The 16,405-nt window shown below is 62.2% G+C and carries 11 protein-coding genes; 2 read left to right on the top strand and 9 right to left on the bottom strand.

Annotated features, from left to right (window positions below; genetic code table 11):
- Positions 1-200: 200 nt before the first annotated feature.
- The 6 genes from fusA to J2808_RS01340 all read right to left on the bottom strand — a co-directional run bounded on the left by fusA (position 201) and on the right by J2808_RS01340 (position 11,870).
- Entirely contained in the window at positions 201-2,315 is a 2,115-nt protein-coding gene (gene fusA, locus J2808_RS01365) for an elongation factor G (RefSeq protein WP_309810531.1), read from the bottom strand.
- 69 nt (positions 2,316-2,384) lie between these two features.
- The gene (gene rpsG, locus J2808_RS01360; RefSeq protein WP_011692813.1) at positions 2,385-2,855 is read right to left on the bottom strand and encodes a 30S ribosomal protein S7; all 471 of its coding nucleotides are present in this window, start codon (positions 2,853-2,855) and stop codon (positions 2,385-2,387) included.
- Position 2,856: 1 nt separating this feature from the next.
- Positions 2,857-3,231 (bottom strand): 30S ribosomal protein S12, encoded by a 375-nt coding sequence (gene rpsL, locus J2808_RS01355; protein ID WP_011692814.1) that lies wholly within the window; start codon positions 3,229-3,231, stop codon positions 2,857-2,859.
- 347 nt (positions 3,232-3,578) lie between these two features.
- Positions 3,579-7,478, bottom strand: coding sequence for a DNA-directed RNA polymerase subunit beta' (locus J2808_RS01350; protein ID WP_309810521.1), 3,900 nt, complete (start codon positions 7,476-7,478; stop codon positions 3,579-3,581).
- 119 nt (positions 7,479-7,597) lie between these two features.
- Positions 7,598-11,107, bottom strand: a complete 3,510-nt coding sequence (rpoB, locus tag J2808_RS01345) for a DNA-directed RNA polymerase subunit beta (RefSeq protein WP_309810518.1) — start codon at positions 11,105-11,107, stop codon at positions 7,598-7,600.
- Between the two features lie 295 nt (positions 11,108-11,402).
- Positions 11,403-11,870, bottom strand: coding sequence for a hypothetical protein (locus J2808_RS01340; protein ID WP_309810511.1), 468 nt, complete (start codon positions 11,868-11,870; stop codon positions 11,403-11,405).
- 246 nt (positions 11,871-12,116) lie between these two features.
- On the opposite strand from J2808_RS01340, the gene J2808_RS01335 reads away from it, so the two are divergent.
- Positions 12,117-13,316 (top strand): acetyl-CoA C-acetyltransferase, encoded by a 1,200-nt coding sequence (locus J2808_RS01335; protein WP_309810508.1) that lies wholly within the window; start codon positions 12,117-12,119, stop codon positions 13,314-13,316.
- Positions 13,316-13,813 (top strand): aminoacyl-tRNA deacylase, encoded by a 498-nt coding sequence (locus J2808_RS01330; RefSeq protein WP_309810505.1) that lies wholly within the window; start codon positions 13,316-13,318, stop codon positions 13,811-13,813. Before J2808_RS01335 ends, J2808_RS01330 begins: the two co-directional genes overlap by 1 nt.
- A 126-nt stretch (positions 13,814-13,939) precedes the next feature.
- On the opposite strand, the gene rplL is transcribed toward J2808_RS01330, so the two are convergent.
- The 3 genes from rplL to J2808_RS01315 form a co-directional block, all read right to left on the bottom strand.
- Positions 13,940-14,317, bottom strand: coding sequence for a 50S ribosomal protein L7/L12 (gene rplL / locus J2808_RS01325; RefSeq protein ID WP_164205871.1), 378 nt, complete (start codon positions 14,315-14,317; stop codon positions 13,940-13,942).
- A gap of 80 nt (positions 14,318-14,397) precedes the next feature.
- Positions 14,398-14,979 (bottom strand): 50S ribosomal protein L10, encoded by a 582-nt coding sequence (gene rplJ / locus J2808_RS01320; RefSeq protein WP_309810499.1) that lies wholly within the window; start codon positions 14,977-14,979, stop codon positions 14,398-14,400.
- 305 nt (positions 14,980-15,284) lie between these two features.
- Entirely contained in the window at positions 15,285-16,403 is a 1,119-nt protein-coding gene (locus tag J2808_RS01315; protein WP_309810497.1) for a GNAT family N-acetyltransferase, read from the bottom strand.
- Positions 16,404-16,405: the final 2 nt, after the last annotated feature.

Below are 16,405 nucleotides of genomic sequence, written 5' to 3'. Positions count from 1 at the left end.
GTAAGTCTACTTGGGGGGCTTTGGATTGGTGAAATTGCAGATTCAGGAACTAATACTAGTGCCTAGAGCCTGTTCGTGCAGATGGCCAGCACCCGGCCAAAACCGGGACTGCATCCTGGCCGGGCTCCGGCCATCTGCACCAGGCGTGCTTCCGTCATCCGGAAACGCACCCGAGTTTGTCGCTGTGAAAGTCCGAAGGACTATTCGCCGCGGGTCTTCTGGATGATCTCGTCGGCAACTGCCTTCGGGACCTCGGCGTAGCTGTTGAACGTCATGGAGTACACAGCGCGGCCCTGGGTCTTCGAGCGCAGGTCACCGATGTAGCCGAACATACCGGACAGCGGGACGTGCGCACGGATGACCTTGACACCCTGTGCATCTTCCATGGACTGCATCTGGCCACGGCGTGAGTTGATGTCGCCGATAACTTCACCCATGTATTCCTCAGGGGTGCGGACTTCGACATCCATCAGCGGTTCGAGCAGAACAGGGTTCGCCTTGCGTGCGGCTTCCTTGAAAGCCATACGGCCGGCGATCTTGAACGCCATTTCCGAGGAGTCAACATCGTGGTAAGCGCCGTCAATCAGCGTTGCCTTGATGCCAACAACCGGGTAACCGGCCAGGACGCCGTCGTTCAGTGCATCCTGGATACCCGCGTCAACGGACGGGATGTATTCGCGCGGAACGCGGCCACCAGTGACCTTGTTCTCGAACGAGTACAGCTCGCCGTCGGCGGTGTCCATCGGCTCGATCGCGATCTGGATCTTTGCGAACTGACCCGAACCACCGGTCTGCTTCTTGTGCGTGTAGTCGTGACGCTCTACAGCACGCTTGATGGTTTCGCGGTAAGCAACCTGCGGCTTGCCGACGTTTGCTTCGACCTTGAATTCGCGGCGCATGCGGTCCACCAGGATGTCCAGGTGGAGCTCGCCCATGCCGGCGATGATGGTCTGACCGGTGTCTTCGTTGAGGGAAACCTGGAAGGTCGGGTCCTCAGCGGAGAGCTTCTGGATGGCCGTGGAGAGCTTCTCCTGGTCACCCTTGGTGTTCGGTTCGATGGCAACAGAGATCACGGGCTCCGGGAAGCTCATGGACTCGAGCACGATCTGGTTGGCGGAGTCACACAGGGTATCGCCCGTGGTGGTGTCCTTCAGACCGATCGCTGCGTAGATGTGGCCGGCGGTAGCGCCCTCAACAGGCATTTCCTTGTTGGCGTGCATCTGGAACAGCTTGCCGATGCGCTCCTTCTTGCCCTTGGTGGAGTTGACCACCTGTGCGCCTGCTTCCACGTGACCGGAGTACACGCGGACGAAGGTGAGCTGGCCGAAGAACGGGTGCGCAGCAATCTTGAATGCCAGAGCCGAGAACGGCTCTTCGGAAGACGGCTTGCGGGTCAGTTCCTTCTCTTCGTCGCGGGGATCGTGACCGATCATCGGCGGGACGTCGAGCGGGTTCGGCAGGTAGTCGATGACAGCATCGAGCATCGGCTGAACGCCACGGTTCTTGAACGCTGAGCCACAGAAGACCGGGTAGAGCTCAGAGTTGATGGTCATCTTGCGGATGCCGGCCTTGAGCTCCTCGATGGAAATCTCTTCGCCCTCGAGGTACTTCTCCATGAGCTCTTCGGAGGACTCGGCAACGGCCTCAATGAGGGCTGCGCGGTACTCTTCAGCCTTCTCCTTGAGGTCAGCCGGGATCTCCTGGACCTCGTACTTGGCACCCATGGTGACGTCACCCTTGGAGTCGCCCGGCCAAACCAGCGCGCGCATTTCCAGGATGTCGACGACGCCGACGAAGTCGTTCTCGGCGCCGATCGGCAGCTGCATAACGAGCGGCTTGGCACCGAGACGGCTGATGATGGTGTCTACGGTGAAGTAGAAGTCAGCGCCCAGCTTGTCCATCTTGTTGACGAAGCAGATGCGGGGAACGTTGTACTTGTCAGCCTGACGCCAAACGGTCTCGGACTGCGGCTCAACGCCTTCCTTGCCATCGAAAACGGCGACAGCGCCATCGAGGACGCGCAGTGAGCGCTCAACCTCAACGGTGAAGTCAACGTGGCCGGGGGTGTCGATGATGTTGATCTGGTTGTTTTCCCAGAAGCAGGTCACGGCGGCAGACGTGATGGTGATGCCGCGTTCCTTTTCCTGTTCCATCCAGTCAGTGGTCGAAGCGCCGTCGTGCGTTTCGCCAATCTTGTGGTTCACACCTGTGTAAAACAGGATGCGCTCGGTGGTGGTGGTCTTGCCGGCATCGATGTGGGCCATGATGCCGATGTTGCGGACCTTACTAAGGTCGGTAAGCACGTCCTGTGCCACGGTGTCTCCCTTTCGGATGGACTACACGTTCGCCGCCGGCTCAGCTGAGCCGGCGGCGTACGGGAAGTATTACCAGCGGTAGTGTGCGAAGGCCTTGTTGGACTCGGCCATCTTGTGGGTGTCTTCGCGACGCTTCACAGCGGCACCGAGACCGTTGGACGCATCCAGGATTTCGTTCTGGAGGCGCTCGGTCATGGTCTTTTCACGGCGAGCCTTGGAGTAGCCAACCAGCCAGCGCAGGGCGAGTGCGGTGGAGCGGCCCGGCTTAACCTCAACCGGAACCTGGTAGGTGGCGCCACCAACGCGGCGTGAGCGGACCTCGAGGGAAGGCTTGACGTTCTCCATGGCCTTCTTGAGGGCTGCTACGGGGTCGCCGCCGGACTTGGCGCGGGCGCCTTCGAGGGCACCGTAGACGATGCGCTCTGCGGTGGACTTCTTACCGTCAACCAGCACCTTGTTGATGAGCTGGGTGACCAGCGGGGAGCCGTAAACGGGATCTAGTACGAGCGGCCGTTTGGGGGCCGGACCCTTGCGAGGCATATTACTTCTTCTCCATCTTTGCGCCGTAGCGGCTGCGTGCCTGCTTACGGTTCTTCACACCCTGGGTATCGAGGGCGCCACGGACGATCTTGTAGCGGACACCGGGGAGGTCCTTAACACGACCACCGCGAACGAGCACAATGGAGTGCTCCTGCAGGTTGTGACCCACACCGGGGATGTAAGCGGTGACTTCGACGCCACCGTTGAGGCGCACACGTGCAACCTTACGGAGAGCCGAGTTCGGCTTCTTCGGGGTGGTGGTGTAAACGCGGGTGCAAACACCGCGGCGCATCGGGCTGCCGTTAAGCGCGGGGGCCTTGGTCTTTTTGACCTTAGGCGTGCGGCCCTTGCGGACCAGCTGGTTAATCGTAGGCACTCTCGTGTTCTCCGTTGGTTTGATCTCTACCGGCACATTCAGGCGTCAGCCGTCACTGCATCGGTTTTGGCGTTGTCCTCGCAGCCTTGGTATCTCGAATCTTGCCTAGGCGTGCAAAAGAGTGGCATTCGTTGCGCACCTAGCCCGCAACCCGGAAACAAGCTCACACCCAACATCATGAGAACAAAACCAAAATGATGCTGCGGCGGCCTTCATCCACTGCCACACAGAACAATTACCAAAATTCTAGCACGGCTTGCTCCCGCGCCTTAATCGGGTGTATACGAAAGGCCCCGTCTCCCCCTGCCAAACGGCAGCAGCGGGAAACGGGGCCTTCCTAGGGACGCCTAGCGGAAATCGTTGCCAAGATCGTAGTCATCCAGCGGGATGGCGTGGAACTCAGGAGCTCCGTCGCCGCCCAGGGAGTCGTACGAGAAGTCACTGAATGCGCTGGGGCCGGTGAACAGGTTGGCCTTTGCTTCCTCAGTGGGCTCCACGGTGACCTCGGTGTAGCGCGGGAGACCCGTGCCGGCCGGGATCAGCTTACCGATGATGACGTTCTCCTTGAGGCCGAGCAGCGGATCGCTCTTGCCTTCCATGGCCGCCTGCGTCAGGACGCGGGTGGTCTCTTGGAAGGAAGCTGCGGACAGCCAGGACTCGGTGGCCAGGGATGCCTTGGTGATGCCCATGAGCTCAGGACGTCCGGAAGCCGGAGTCTTACCCTCGGACACAACGCGGCGGTTCGCTTCCTCGAAGCGGCTGCGCTCGGCGAGCTCGCCGGGCAGCAGATCCGATTCGCCGGACTCGATGACCGTGACGCGGCGCAGCATCTGGCGGACAATAACCTCGACGTGCTTGTCGTGGATACCGATGCCCTGACTGCGGTACACGCCCTGGACCTCGTCCACCAGGAACTTCTGCGCGGCACGGGGACCCATGATGCGCAGAACCTGCTTGGGATCGACCGGGCCGTTGATGAGCTTCTGGCCTACCGTGACGTGCTCGCCATCCTCAATGAGGAGACGTGAACGGCGCAGTACCGGGTACGCGATCTCTTCAGATCCGTCATCCGGGGTGATGACCAGGCGCATCTGTCGCTCGGACTCTTCGATGGTGATGCGGCCGGCTGCTTCAGCAATCGGTGCGACACCCTTCGGAGTACGGGCTTCGAAGAGCTCCTGGATACGGGGCAGACCCTGGGTGATGTCGTCGCCACCACTGGCGGAAACAGCACCACCGGTGTGGAACGTACGCATGGTCAGCTGGGTACCGGGCTCACCGATGGACTGTGCCGCGATGATGCCAACGGCTTCGCCGATGTCCACAGTCTTGCCGGTGGCCAGCGAGCGGCCGTAGCACAGGGCGCAGGTGCCGACGCTGGACTCACAGGTGAGTACGGAGCGGACCTTGACCTCGGTGATGCCGGCTGCGAACAGCTCAGCGATGACGACGTCGCCGCAGTCGGTGCCGCCGGCCGCAAGGACATTGCCCTTGGAGTCCACAACATCAACAGCGAGCGTACGGGCGTAGGCGCTGTTCTCGACGTTCTCGTCCAGGACCAGTTCGCCGTTGGCGTCCGGCACGGCGATGGGCGTGACCAGGCCGCGCTCGGTGCCGCAGTCCTCTTCGCGGACAATGACGTCTTGCGAGACGTCCACCAGACGACGGGTCAGGTAACCCGAGTTGGCGGTACGCAGGGCGGTGTCAGCCAGACCCTTACGGGCACCGTGCGTGGCGATGAAGTATTCCAGCACCGACAGGCCCTCGCGATAGGAGGACTTGATGGGACGCGGGATGATTTCACCCTTGGGGTTGGCCACCAGGCCACGGATACCCGCGATCTGACGGACCTGCATCCAGTTACCACGTGCACCGGAGGAGACCATGCGGTTGATGGTGTTCATCGGTGACAGGTTGTCGCGCATGACCTGGGCGATCTCGTTGGTTGCCTTGTTCCAGATCTCGATCAGTTCCTGGCGACGCTCGTCGTCGTCGATCAGGCCCTTGTCGTACTGGCCCTGGATCTTGGCAGCCATGGTCTCGTAGCCGGCAAGGATCCGCGGCTTGTCCTTGGGTACCTCGATGTCCGAGATGGCGACGGTGACGCCGGACCGGGTGGCCCAGTAGAAACCGGCATCCTTCAGGTTGTCCAGCGTTGCCGCTGTGATGACCTTCGGGTAGCGCTCGGCGAGATCGTTGACGATCGTGGACAGTTCGCCCTTGTCCGCAACGTTCTCAACCCAGGGGTAATCCTCGGGCAGGGTCAGGTTGAAGATGACCTGGCCCAGGGAGGTCTGGACGAGCACCGGCTGGCCGGGCTCCCAGCCTTCCGGGGCTTCCCAGCCTGCGTAAGGAACAAAGCCTTCGAGGCGGATCCTGACCTGTGAGTTCAGGTGCAGCTCGCGGAGGTCGTAGGCCATGATGGCTTCGGCAACCGAGGAGAAGACGCGGCCTTCGCCAGCTGAACCGACACGCTTGGTGGTCAGGTGGTAGAGACCGATGATCATATCCTGCGAGGGCAGGGTGACCGGACGGCCGTCGGACGGCTTCAGGATGTTGTTCGAGGACAGCATCAGGATGCGTGCCTCAGCCTGGGCCTCGGGGCTCAGCGGCAGGTGGACTGCCATCTGGTCGCCGTCGAAGTCAGCGTTGAAGGCGCCACAAACCAGCGGGTGGAGCTGGATTGCCTTACCTTCAACAAGCTGGGGTTCGAACGCCTGGATGCCGAGGCGGTGCAGGGTAGGTGCACGGTTGAGCAGCACCGGGTGTTCGGTGATGATCTCTTCCAGCACGTCCCAGACCTGCGGACGGTAACGCTCAACCATGCGCTTGGCCGACTTGATGTTCTGGGCGTGGTTGAGGTCAACCAGGCGCTTCATCACGAACGGCTTGAAGAGCTCCAGTGCCATCTGCTTGGGCAGGCCACACTGGTGCAGCTTCAGCTGCGGACCGACCACGATGACCGAACGGCCGGAGTAGTCGACGCGCTTGCCAAGGAGGTTCTGGCGGAAACGGCCCTGCTTGCCCTTGAGCATGTCGCTCAGGGACTTCAGCGGACGGTTGCCCGGTCCGGTGACCGGGCGGCCGCGGCGGCCGTTGTCGAAGAGGCTGTCAACAGCTTCCTGAAGCATGCGCTTCTCGTTGTTGACGATGATCTCCGGCGCACCGAGGTCAAGCAGGCGCTTGAGGCGGTTGTTGCGGTTGATCACGCGGCGGTAGAGGTCGTTGAGGTCGGAGGTCGCGAAGCGGCCACCGTCCAGCTGGACCATCGGACGCAGTTCCGGCGGGATCACCGGGACGGCGTCAAGAACCATGCCGAGCGGGCTGTTGTTGGTGGTCAGGAACGCATTGACCACCTTCAGGCGCTTGAGGGCACGGGTCTTGCGCTGGCCCTTGCCGTTGGCGATGATGTCGCGCAGCAGGTCCGACTCGGCCTGCATGTCGAAGTTCTCAAGACGCTTCTTGATGGCTTCGGCACCCATGGAGCCTTCGAAGTACAGGCCGTAGCGGTCGCGCAGTTCGCGGTAAAGGCCTTCGTCACCTTCAAGGTCAGCGACCTTGAGGTTCTTGAAGCGGTCCCAGACCTGCTCGAGGCGCTCGATTTCGGCGTCGGCACGCTTACGCACGTTCGCCATCTGGCGGTCGGCGGAGTCGCGGGCCTTCTTCTTGTCGGCAGCCTTCGCGCCTTCACCTTCGAGGCGGGCGATTTCGTTCTCGAGGTCGCGGGCGATCGTGGCGATGTCGGAGTCGCGGTTGTCGATCAGCTGCTTCTTCTCGATGTCGTGCTCAACCTGAAGGTTGGGCAGTTCCTCGTGGCGGCTGTCGGCGTCGACGCTCGTGATCATGTAGGCGGCGAAGTAGATGACCTTTTCGAGGTCCTTCGGTGCCAGGTCAAGGAGGTAGCCCAGGCGGGACGGGACACCCTTGAAGTACCAGATGTGCGTGACCGGGGCGGCCAGCTCGATGTGGCCCATGCGCTCACGGCGGACCTTCGCACGGGTGACTTCAACGCCACACCGTTCGCAGATGATGCCCTTGAAGCGCACGCGCTTGTACTTACCGCAGTAGCATTCCCAGTCGCGGGACGGGCCGAAGATCTTCTCGCAGAAGAGGCCGTCCTTCTCAGGCTTGAGCGTGCGGTAGTTGATGGTTTCCGGCTTCTTAACCTCGCCGTAAGACCAGCCACGGATGTCATCCGCGGTGGCGAGGCCGATCTGCATGAGGCCGAAGGAGGATTCGCTGGACATATGGTCCCTGTTCTCTCTTGTTCTCTAAATTCTGAAGTCTTGGGTGCGGAATGAGGGAGGTGAGGCCCCGGGAAAAGTCAGCGCGGCGGGGCCGCTTGCTTTTCCCGGGACGCCACCTGCTAAACCTCTTCTACGGAACTGGGCTCTGCACGAGACAGATCGATGCCCAGTTCTTCCGCAGCCGTGAAGACTGCGTCATCAGAGTCACGCATTTCAATTGTGGTTCCGTCCGTGGAGAGTACTTCCACGTTCAGGCACAGCGACTGCATTTCCTTGATCAAGACCTTGAAGGACTCAGGAACGCCCGGTTCGGGGATGTTCTCGCCCTTGACGATGGCTTCGTAGACCTTCACACGACCGTGGATATCATCCGACTTGATCGTGAGGAGCTCCTGGAGCGTGTAGGCGGCGCCGTAAGCTTCGAGCGCCCACACTTCCATTTCACCGAAGCGCTGGCCACCGAACTGTGCCTTACCACCCAGCGGCTGCTGCGTGATCATGGAGTACGGGCCGGTGGAGCGGGCGTGGATCTTGTCGTCCACCAGGTGGTGGAGCTTCAGGATGTACATGTAGCCCACGGAGATCGGATCCGGGAACGGCTCGCCGGAGCGGCCGTCGAACAGCCGGGTCTTGCCTGAGGAGTTGATCAGGCGGTCGCCGTCGCGGGTCACGTTGGTGGAGTCCAGCAGACCCGTGATTTCTTCTTCACGGGCGCCATCGAACACCGGCGTTGCAACAGTGGTCGAGCCACTCTCGCGCGGCAGGTTCGGCAGCTGCTTGACCCACTCGGGCTCGCCTTCGATCTTCCAACCAGTCTTGGCAACCCAGCCAAGGTGCGTTTCGAGCACCTGGCCGACGTTCATACGGCCCGGAACACCCAGCGGGTTCAGGACGATATCAACGGGGGTACCGTCGGCAAGGAAGGGCATGTCCTCGATCGGGAGGATCTTGGAGATAACACCCTTGTTGCCGTGACGGCCGGCGAGCTTGTCGCCGTCGGTGATCTTGCGCTTGGCAGCCACGTAGACGCGGACCAGCTGGTTCACACCCGGGGGCAGTTCGTCGTCGTTGTCGCGGTCGAAGACGCGGACACCGATGACGGTGCCGGACTCGCCGTGCGGAACCTTCAGGGAGGTGTCGCGCACTTCGCGGGACTTCTCACCGAAGATGGCGCGCAGCAGGCGCTCTTCCGGGGTCAGTTCGGTTTCACCCTTCGGGGTGACCTTTCCGACCAGGATGTCGCCGGCTTCAACTTCAGCACCGATGTGGATGATGCCGCGCTCGTCCAGGCCTGCCAGGACTTCCTCGGACACGTTGGGGATGTCACGGGTGATTTCCTCGGCACCAAGCTTGGTGTCGCGGGCATCGATCTCGTGCTCCTCGATGTGGATGGAGGAAAGAACGTCCTCGGCAACAATGCGCTGCGAGAGGATGATGGCGTCCTCGAAGTTGTGGCCTTCCCATGACATGAATGCCACGAGCAGGTTCTTACCGAGGGCGAGCTCGCCCTGGTCCGTTGCCGGACCGTCAGCGATGATGCCGCCGACCTCGAGGCGCTGGCCTTCGTTCACCAGGACGCGGTTGTTGTAGCAGTTGCCCTGGTTGGAGCGGGCGAACTTGTTGATGCGGTAGTTGGTTTCCGTGCCGTCATCGTTGAGCATGATGACCAGCTCAGCGGAGACCTCGGTAACCACACCTGCCTTCTTCGCGATGGTGACGTCACCGGCGTCGACAGCAGCTGCACGCTCCATGCCGGTACCCACGAACGGGGCCTCGGAACGGACCAGCGGCACGGCCTGGCGCTGCATGTTCGCACCCATCAGTGCGCGGTTTGCATCGTCATGCTCGAGGAACGGGATCAGGGCCGTAGCCACGGACACCATCTGGCGCGGGGAAACGTCCATGAACTCGACCTCGCCGGCGGGAACGAGCACAGGCTCGCCTCCACCACCACGGGCGCGGACCAGGACGGTCTCTTCGGCGAACTTCTTGTTCGAGTCCAGCGGGGCGTTGGCCTGAGCGATCAGGACCTCTGCTTCGTCGTCGGCCGTCAGGTACTGGACCTCATCGGAGACAACGCCTTCGGAAACGAGACGGTAAGGAGTCTCGATGAAGCCGAACGGGTTGATGCGGCCGTAGGATGCCAGCGAACCGATCAGACCAATGTTCGGGCCTTCAGGGGTTTCGATGGGGCACATACGTCCGTAGTGGGACGGGTGAACGTCTCGGACTTCCATGCCTGCGCGGTCACGGGACAGACCACCCGGGCCAAGCGCGGACAGACGGCGCTTGTGGGTCAGACCCGAAAGCGGGTTGTTCTGGTCCATGAACTGCGACAGCTGGGACGTTCCGAAGAACTCCTTGATGGCTGCGACAACCGGGCGGATGTTGATCAGGGTCTGCGGCGTGATGGCTTCGACGTCCTGGGTGGTCATACGCTCGCGGACAACGCGCTCCATACGGGACAGGCCGGTGCGGACCTGGTTCTCGATGAGCTCGCCGACGGCGCGGATGCGGCGGTTGCCGAAGTGGTCGATGTCATCGATCTCGACGCGCAGCTCGTGGTCCTGGCCATCGCGCTTGCCCGTGAGGGTTTTCTCGCCGGCGTGCAGGGCAACCAGGAACTTGATCATGGCAACGATGTCTTCAACGTGCAGGACCGAAGCTTCCTTGTCGCCAAGGGAGCGGTCGATGCCAAGCTTACGGTTGATCTTGTAGCGGCCAACCTTGGCCAGATCGTAGCGCTTGGAGTTGAAGTACAGGTTGTCCAGGAGTGACTGGGCAGCCTCGACTGTGGGCGGCTCGCCCGGTCGCAGCTTCCGGTAGATGTCCAGCAACGCGTCTTCGCGGGTTTCGGTGGCGTCCTTCTCCAGCGTTGCACGCATGGAGTCGTACTGGCCGAATTCTTCGAGGATCTGGCCTTCGGTCCAGCCAAGGGCCTTCAGCAGAACCGTGACCGACTGCTTGCGCTTACGGTCGAGGCGGACGCCGACCTGGTCGCGCTTGTCGATTTCGAGTTCGAACCATGCACCGCGGGACGGGATGATCTTGGCAGTGAAGATGTCCTTGTCACTGGTCTTGTCAGCGGTGCGCTCAAAGTAGGCGCCCGGTGAACGGACCAGCTGGGAGACGACCACACGCTCGGTGCCGTTGACGACGAAGGTGCCCTTCTCGGTCATCAGCGGGAAGTCGCCCATGAACACGGTCTGCTGCTTGATTTCGCCCGTGTTGTTGTTCATGAACTCGGCCTTGACGTACAGCGGAGCCGAGTACGTTGCGTCCCGGTCCTTGCATTCGGCCATGGTGTACTTTGGGTCAGCGAACTCCGGATCGGAGAAGCTCAGGGACATGGTGCCCTGGAAGTCCTCGATCGGGGAGATCTCTTCGAAGATGTCCGACAGTCCGGACGAGGTGGCGACGCTGAGATCGTTTTCTTCGACGGCCTTCGCTACGCGTGCCTGCCAGCGTTCGTTTCCGACCAGCCAGTCGAAGCTGTCCGTCTGCAGGGCAAGGAGATTCGGAACGTCAAGCGGTTCGTGAATCTTTGCGAATGAGAGCCGGCGAGTGGCACCATCAGTGCTGTCGGCGGTGTTAGCGGTTTCGTTATTAGAGGTGCTCGAGGCGACCAAGAGGGATCCTTCCACAGACCTTCAGGCGTTTTCAGATCTCCCCCGCTGTGCACCCTGCGGAATGACTCCGCAGTGCTACCACCGGTTCCGCTATATGACCCGGGGCCGGGGCCGACCATACAATGACGTTGTTGACGGCACGTTGATGGTCAGCTGCCAGGCAAAGCCCACCGCTATATGAAGGCTGAAGGTAAACAGGGAAGACGCAAATATCTACGATACGGCAAAACCAATATCGTGTCTACCCCACATCCAGCGTTATTGCAAGCACTGATTTTTCGGCGCTTTCCCGGCGTCAGAGCGTCAGCGTGATGCCCTCGGCCGTGCACTCCTGGGCGTTGGCGAAGACTGCGTCACGGATCAGGTCCTTGGCCGACTGCTCCACCCCTTCGCCGCCGATGACCGTCGAAGAGCGGTCGAGGGCGAGGACGCTCAGGGAGGTGAACAGACCAACCTGGTTGCCGGACGCAGCGTCCTTGGCGTCCTGCGCCGCGAAGTAGATGTCCTCGTAGGCGTTGGCGTCGCCATTGATGGCCTTGTAGTCCGCGTAGAGCTTGTTGAACTGCTCGCATGCGGCTTTGACGCCGCCTGCATGGGGGGTCGAGTCGTCGGAAGAGCCCGACGGCGTCTCCTGGAAGGGTGCGGGGCTGGACGTCTCGGGGGTGGCCGGGGACGTGGCGGCGCCGGGAGCAGGAGTGGCCACGCTGCAGGCCGTCAGTCCGGCGAGGCCGGCGAGGGCCGCCGCGGCGAGGATTTTCTTCAAGATTCTGCTCCCTGTTTTTGCGTAGCGGTGACGCTTTGATGTTCGCCGTCCACCCTACGCATCATGTCGACACGGTGCACATCACGTGCATGGGTAGTTCTCCCCTATGGGCCGCCGCCGGCCCCGAGGGCAAGACCAGAGCCGGTCCGCACGGAATCACCGGCGCCGCTTCTGCGTTTGGACTAGTAGGTGATGAGGCTCACGATAGCCTTGGCCTACATCGTTTACAGAGCGGAAGAGATCACAATGGGCAACTCCACGGACAACACTGACGTTGTCATCCTGGCAGCAGCGCGGACCCCGCAGGGGCGCCTGAACGGGCAACTGGCGAGCTTCACCGCCGTCGAACTCGGCGCGCACGCCATCAAGGCGGCGCTCACCGCGAGCGGTGTGGACGCAGGCAAGGTGGACGCGGTCATCATGGGCCAGGTGCTGCAGGCGGGCGCCGGGCAGAACCCCGCGCGGCAGAGCGCCATCGGCGCGGGCATCGGCTGGAACGTCCCCACTGTCACCATCAACAAGGTGTGCCTGTCCGGGCTTACCGCCGTGATCGACGCGGCCCGGATGATCCGCAGCGGCGACGCCACCGTGGTGGTGGCCGGCGGCCAGGAATCCATGACCCGGGCGCCCCACTTGCTGCCAGGCTCCCGCCAGGGCTGGACCTACGGGGCCATCCAGGCTTTGGATGTGGCCGCCCATGATGGCCTGACCGATGCCTTCGACGGCCAGTCCATGGGCCTGTCCACCGAGACCAAGAACCTGTCGCTGGGAATCGACCGGGCTTCACAGGACAATGTGGCCGCCCAATCGCACCAGCGCGCCGCACTGGCTGCCAAGGACGGAATCTTCGACGACGAGATCGCACCTATCAGCGTCAAGCAACGCAAGGGCGATCCGGTGGTTGTCGCCACCGACGAGGGCGTCCGGCCCAACACGTCCGTCGACACCCTGGCCGGCCTCCGGGCCGCGTTCGTCACCGACGGAACCATCACGGCGGGCAACTCCTCTCCCCTGTCCGACGGCGCCTCCGCACTGGTGCTGGCATCCCGCCAGTTCGCCGAGGACAACGGTCTGGACTACCTGGCTGTTGTGGGCAAGCCCGGCCAGGTTGCGGGCCCGGACAACTCCCTGCATTCGCAGCCGTCCAACGCCATCATGAACGCCTTGCAGCGTGCGGGCTGGAGCACGAAGGACCTGGACTTCATCGAAATCAACGAAGCCTTCGGTTCCGTGGCAGTGCAGTCGCTGAAGGACCTGGACTACCCGCTGGACCAGTGCAACATCCACGGCGGCGCCATCGCATTGGGCCACCCGATCGGAGCCTCAGGTGCCCGGCTGGCCCTGCACGCGGCCCATGAACTCAAGCGGCGGGGCAGCGGCAAAGCCGCAGTCTCCCTGTGCGGCGGCGGCGGCCAGGGCGAAGCCCTCCTGCTGTACCGGGACTGATGGTGGGGCAGGCCGGCAACGGAAGCGCCGCCGTCGGACGTCAGCGCTTCCTGGCTGATGCCGCCGCGCGCGGCCTCGACGTGGAGATCGTGGAGCGGATGGCGGCGCGCAGCCTGGAGGAGGCGGCCGGGATCCTGGGCATCACCCCGGCGGACATTGTGAAGTCGCTGGTGGTCAAGCACAAGGACGGGACGTTCCTGTTTGCGCTGATTCCGGGCGACCGGCAGATCTCCTGGCCCAAGCTGCGCGCCCTGGTGGGGGTGAACAAGCTGTCGCTGCCGACTGCCGACGTCGCCCTGGACGCTACCGGCTACGAGCGCGGCACCATCACACCCCTCGGCAGCACCACTGCCTGGCCCGTTTACGCCGATGCCACCATCACGGGCCGCCGGATCTCCATGGGCGCCGGCGAGCACGGCTACAGCGCCTTCGTTGAGGCCGATGCGCTCACCTCGGCACTCGGCGCCGTCGTCGCTGACATCTCGGACCCGAACTAGCAACGCGGGTTCAGATACTGCCCAATAGAGGGCATTTCAAGGGCCGTATCTGACCCCGCGTTGGGGTTAAACGCAGGAAAACCCCGCCCACCGAAGTGGACGGGGTTTTCCGTGAAGCAGCGTGAGTTACTTGAGGGTAACGGTAGCGCCGGCAGCTTCGAGCTGCTCTTTTGCCTTTTCGGCAGCTTCCTTGGTGACGCCTTCGAGAACAGCCTTCGGAGCGCTGTCAACAACGTCCTTAGCTTCCTTGAGACCGAGGGAAGTGATGGCGCGAACTTCCTTGATCACTGCGATCTTCTTTTCGCCAGCAGATTCGAGGACGACATCGAATTCAGTCTTCTCTTCGGCTTCTTCAGCAGCGCCGCCACCGGCGGGGCCGGCAACTGCAACAGCAGCAGCAGTAACTTCGAAGGTCTCTTCGAAGAGCTTGACGAACTCGGAGAGCTCGATGATGGTCAGTTCCTTGAAAGCTTCAATGAGCTCTTCGTTGGTGAGCTTCGCCATGGTGTGGCGTCCTTCCTATAGGTGGTGCTTGGCGGCCTGGGCCGTTGCCTTCGCACCGGAGTCTGGTGGGTAAAGAGAAACTAGTTCTCTTCGGCAGCGGGTGCTTCGGCGGGAGCCTCTGCAGCTGCTTCGGGGGCTTCTTCAGCGGCGGGAGCCTCGGCAGCTGCCGGTGCACCGTTCTCTTCTTCAAGCTTGAGGCGCAGTGCGTCGATGATGCGTGCAGCGGCGGCAGCAGGAGCCTTGAGGATGCCTGCAACCTTGGCGAGCTGCAGCTCACGGGACTCGAGTGCTGCCAGGGCAGCAACTTCGCTGGCGTTCAGTGCCTTGCCCTCGAAGTAACCGGTCTTGATGACCAGCTGCTTGTTGGCCTTGGCAAAATCCGTCAGGCTCTTGGCAGCGGCAACTGCGTCACCCTTGATGAACGCGATTGCAGTGGGGCCGGAGAGCTGGTCGTTGAATGCTTCAACGCCTGCTTCCTTGGCTGCAATGGCGGTCAGGGTGTTCTTGACGACCGAGAACTTGGTGTCCTGGCCGAGAGAAACACGCAGCTGCTTGAGCTGTGCAACGGTGAGCCCACGGTATTCGGTCAGGACAGCGGCGTTCGATTCCTTGAAATCGTTAGTGATCTCAGCTACTGCTGAAACCTTTGTAGGCGTTGCCATAACCCTCCTTCCGGGGATAGTGCCGGTATGCGACGGTCCCCGCTCAGGTGAGCTAAAACTAAAAACGCCCCGCGCAGATGCACGGGGCTTGGCTCAACATGGCTGTTGCCGTGGAGCGTTTGCTTCGTTCACCTGCGCCGGCCGCCCTATGTCAGGGTCCTTCGTCCAGAAACCCACTTGGCCTCCCGCGCACAACTGCAGAGTTGAGCTGCGTTCAGGAGAATGGATTTCCAACAACCGACGGTCTTTGGTAGTTCAAGCTTACGGGACGCGCCGCCCCTCTACCAAATCGGGCGAATCGTGGCTCAGCTCTTGCTGGTCCCCAGGTGCGGCAGCTCTTTTTGCCAGATACCGGTCACACCGGCGGTAGTGAAGCCCAACTGCTGGTTGACCGTCAGCAGGTACCTGTTCTCCGGCGCGTTCCAGGTGTAGATGACCCGGGCATCGGGGAACTGCTCGGTGAGCCGCTCCATGTTGGCCACCTTGATCAGCAGGCCCAGTTTGTTGCCGCGGTGCTCCTGCAGGACCAGGGTGTCATCCTGGAACACCACATCCGGCCGGTGGGCCAGAACGCTGATGGTGGTCAGCCCCACGAAAGCTCCGGTGGCGAGATGCTCGACGGCGGTGACCACCGTCCGGCGTCCCTGCGCGATGGTGACCTCTTCGGCTTCACGGAGGATCCCGCCGTCGAACACCATGTCCTGCTCAATGGGAGTCTCCAGGGAAGGATCGACGGCGGCACCCGCTTGGTTTTCCAGCGTCGCCACGGCTTCCAGCCACTCATCCGGGCAGCGGTCAGTCCAGTGATGGAGCCGGTAACGGCCGTTATTGGCTTCGTCTGCTTCGGCGGTCAGATCGGCCACCAGCTTGGTGTCCAGCGGCAGCACACAGGAACTGAATTGCTCAATGTGCTGGAGCGTGTAGCCGGTCTTGCGGGCGAATTCGACTTCCCGGCTTTCCAGCGGCACAAAACCCTGCCCCGAGCCCGGGACCAGCTGCGCCTTTTCGAACTCGTGCAGCGAGGCGCCGGGATGGTTGGTATCCACTAGGATCTGCGTGCGGCCCTCGCTGCGGGCCAGGTGTTCAGCGGCCAGCAGGAGCTTGCGGCCCACCCCTTGCCGCTGGATTTCGGGCAGGATGTCCAGGGTGAATTCGGCCAGGTCAAGGTTGTCCGTCAGCGGCAGGGCGATGTCCACGGCGCCCACAATCTGGCCGTCGACCTTGGCCACCAGAATAATCTGGCGTTCATAGGGATCAGCCAGTTCAAGCAGTTTTTCCAGTGGGGTGTACGCGAGGTCGTCACTCCCCCATGTCTGCATTCTGACCTTGCGGCCTACCTCCACTGCGGCCAGGAAATCCGCTGCGTCAGGCGCGTCGAGGGAGTCGGGGATCCAGAGTTGCTCGATCTGTACATCTTTAGCCATAA

The organism is Pseudarthrobacter sulfonivorans (assembly GCF_031454915.1).
Taxonomy (GTDB): Bacteria; Actinomycetota; Actinomycetes; order Actinomycetales; family Micrococcaceae; genus Arthrobacter; species Arthrobacter sulfonivorans_C.
Note: the sequence above shows the minus strand (reverse complement) of the source record. Positions and strands in the feature narration are given on the sequence as shown.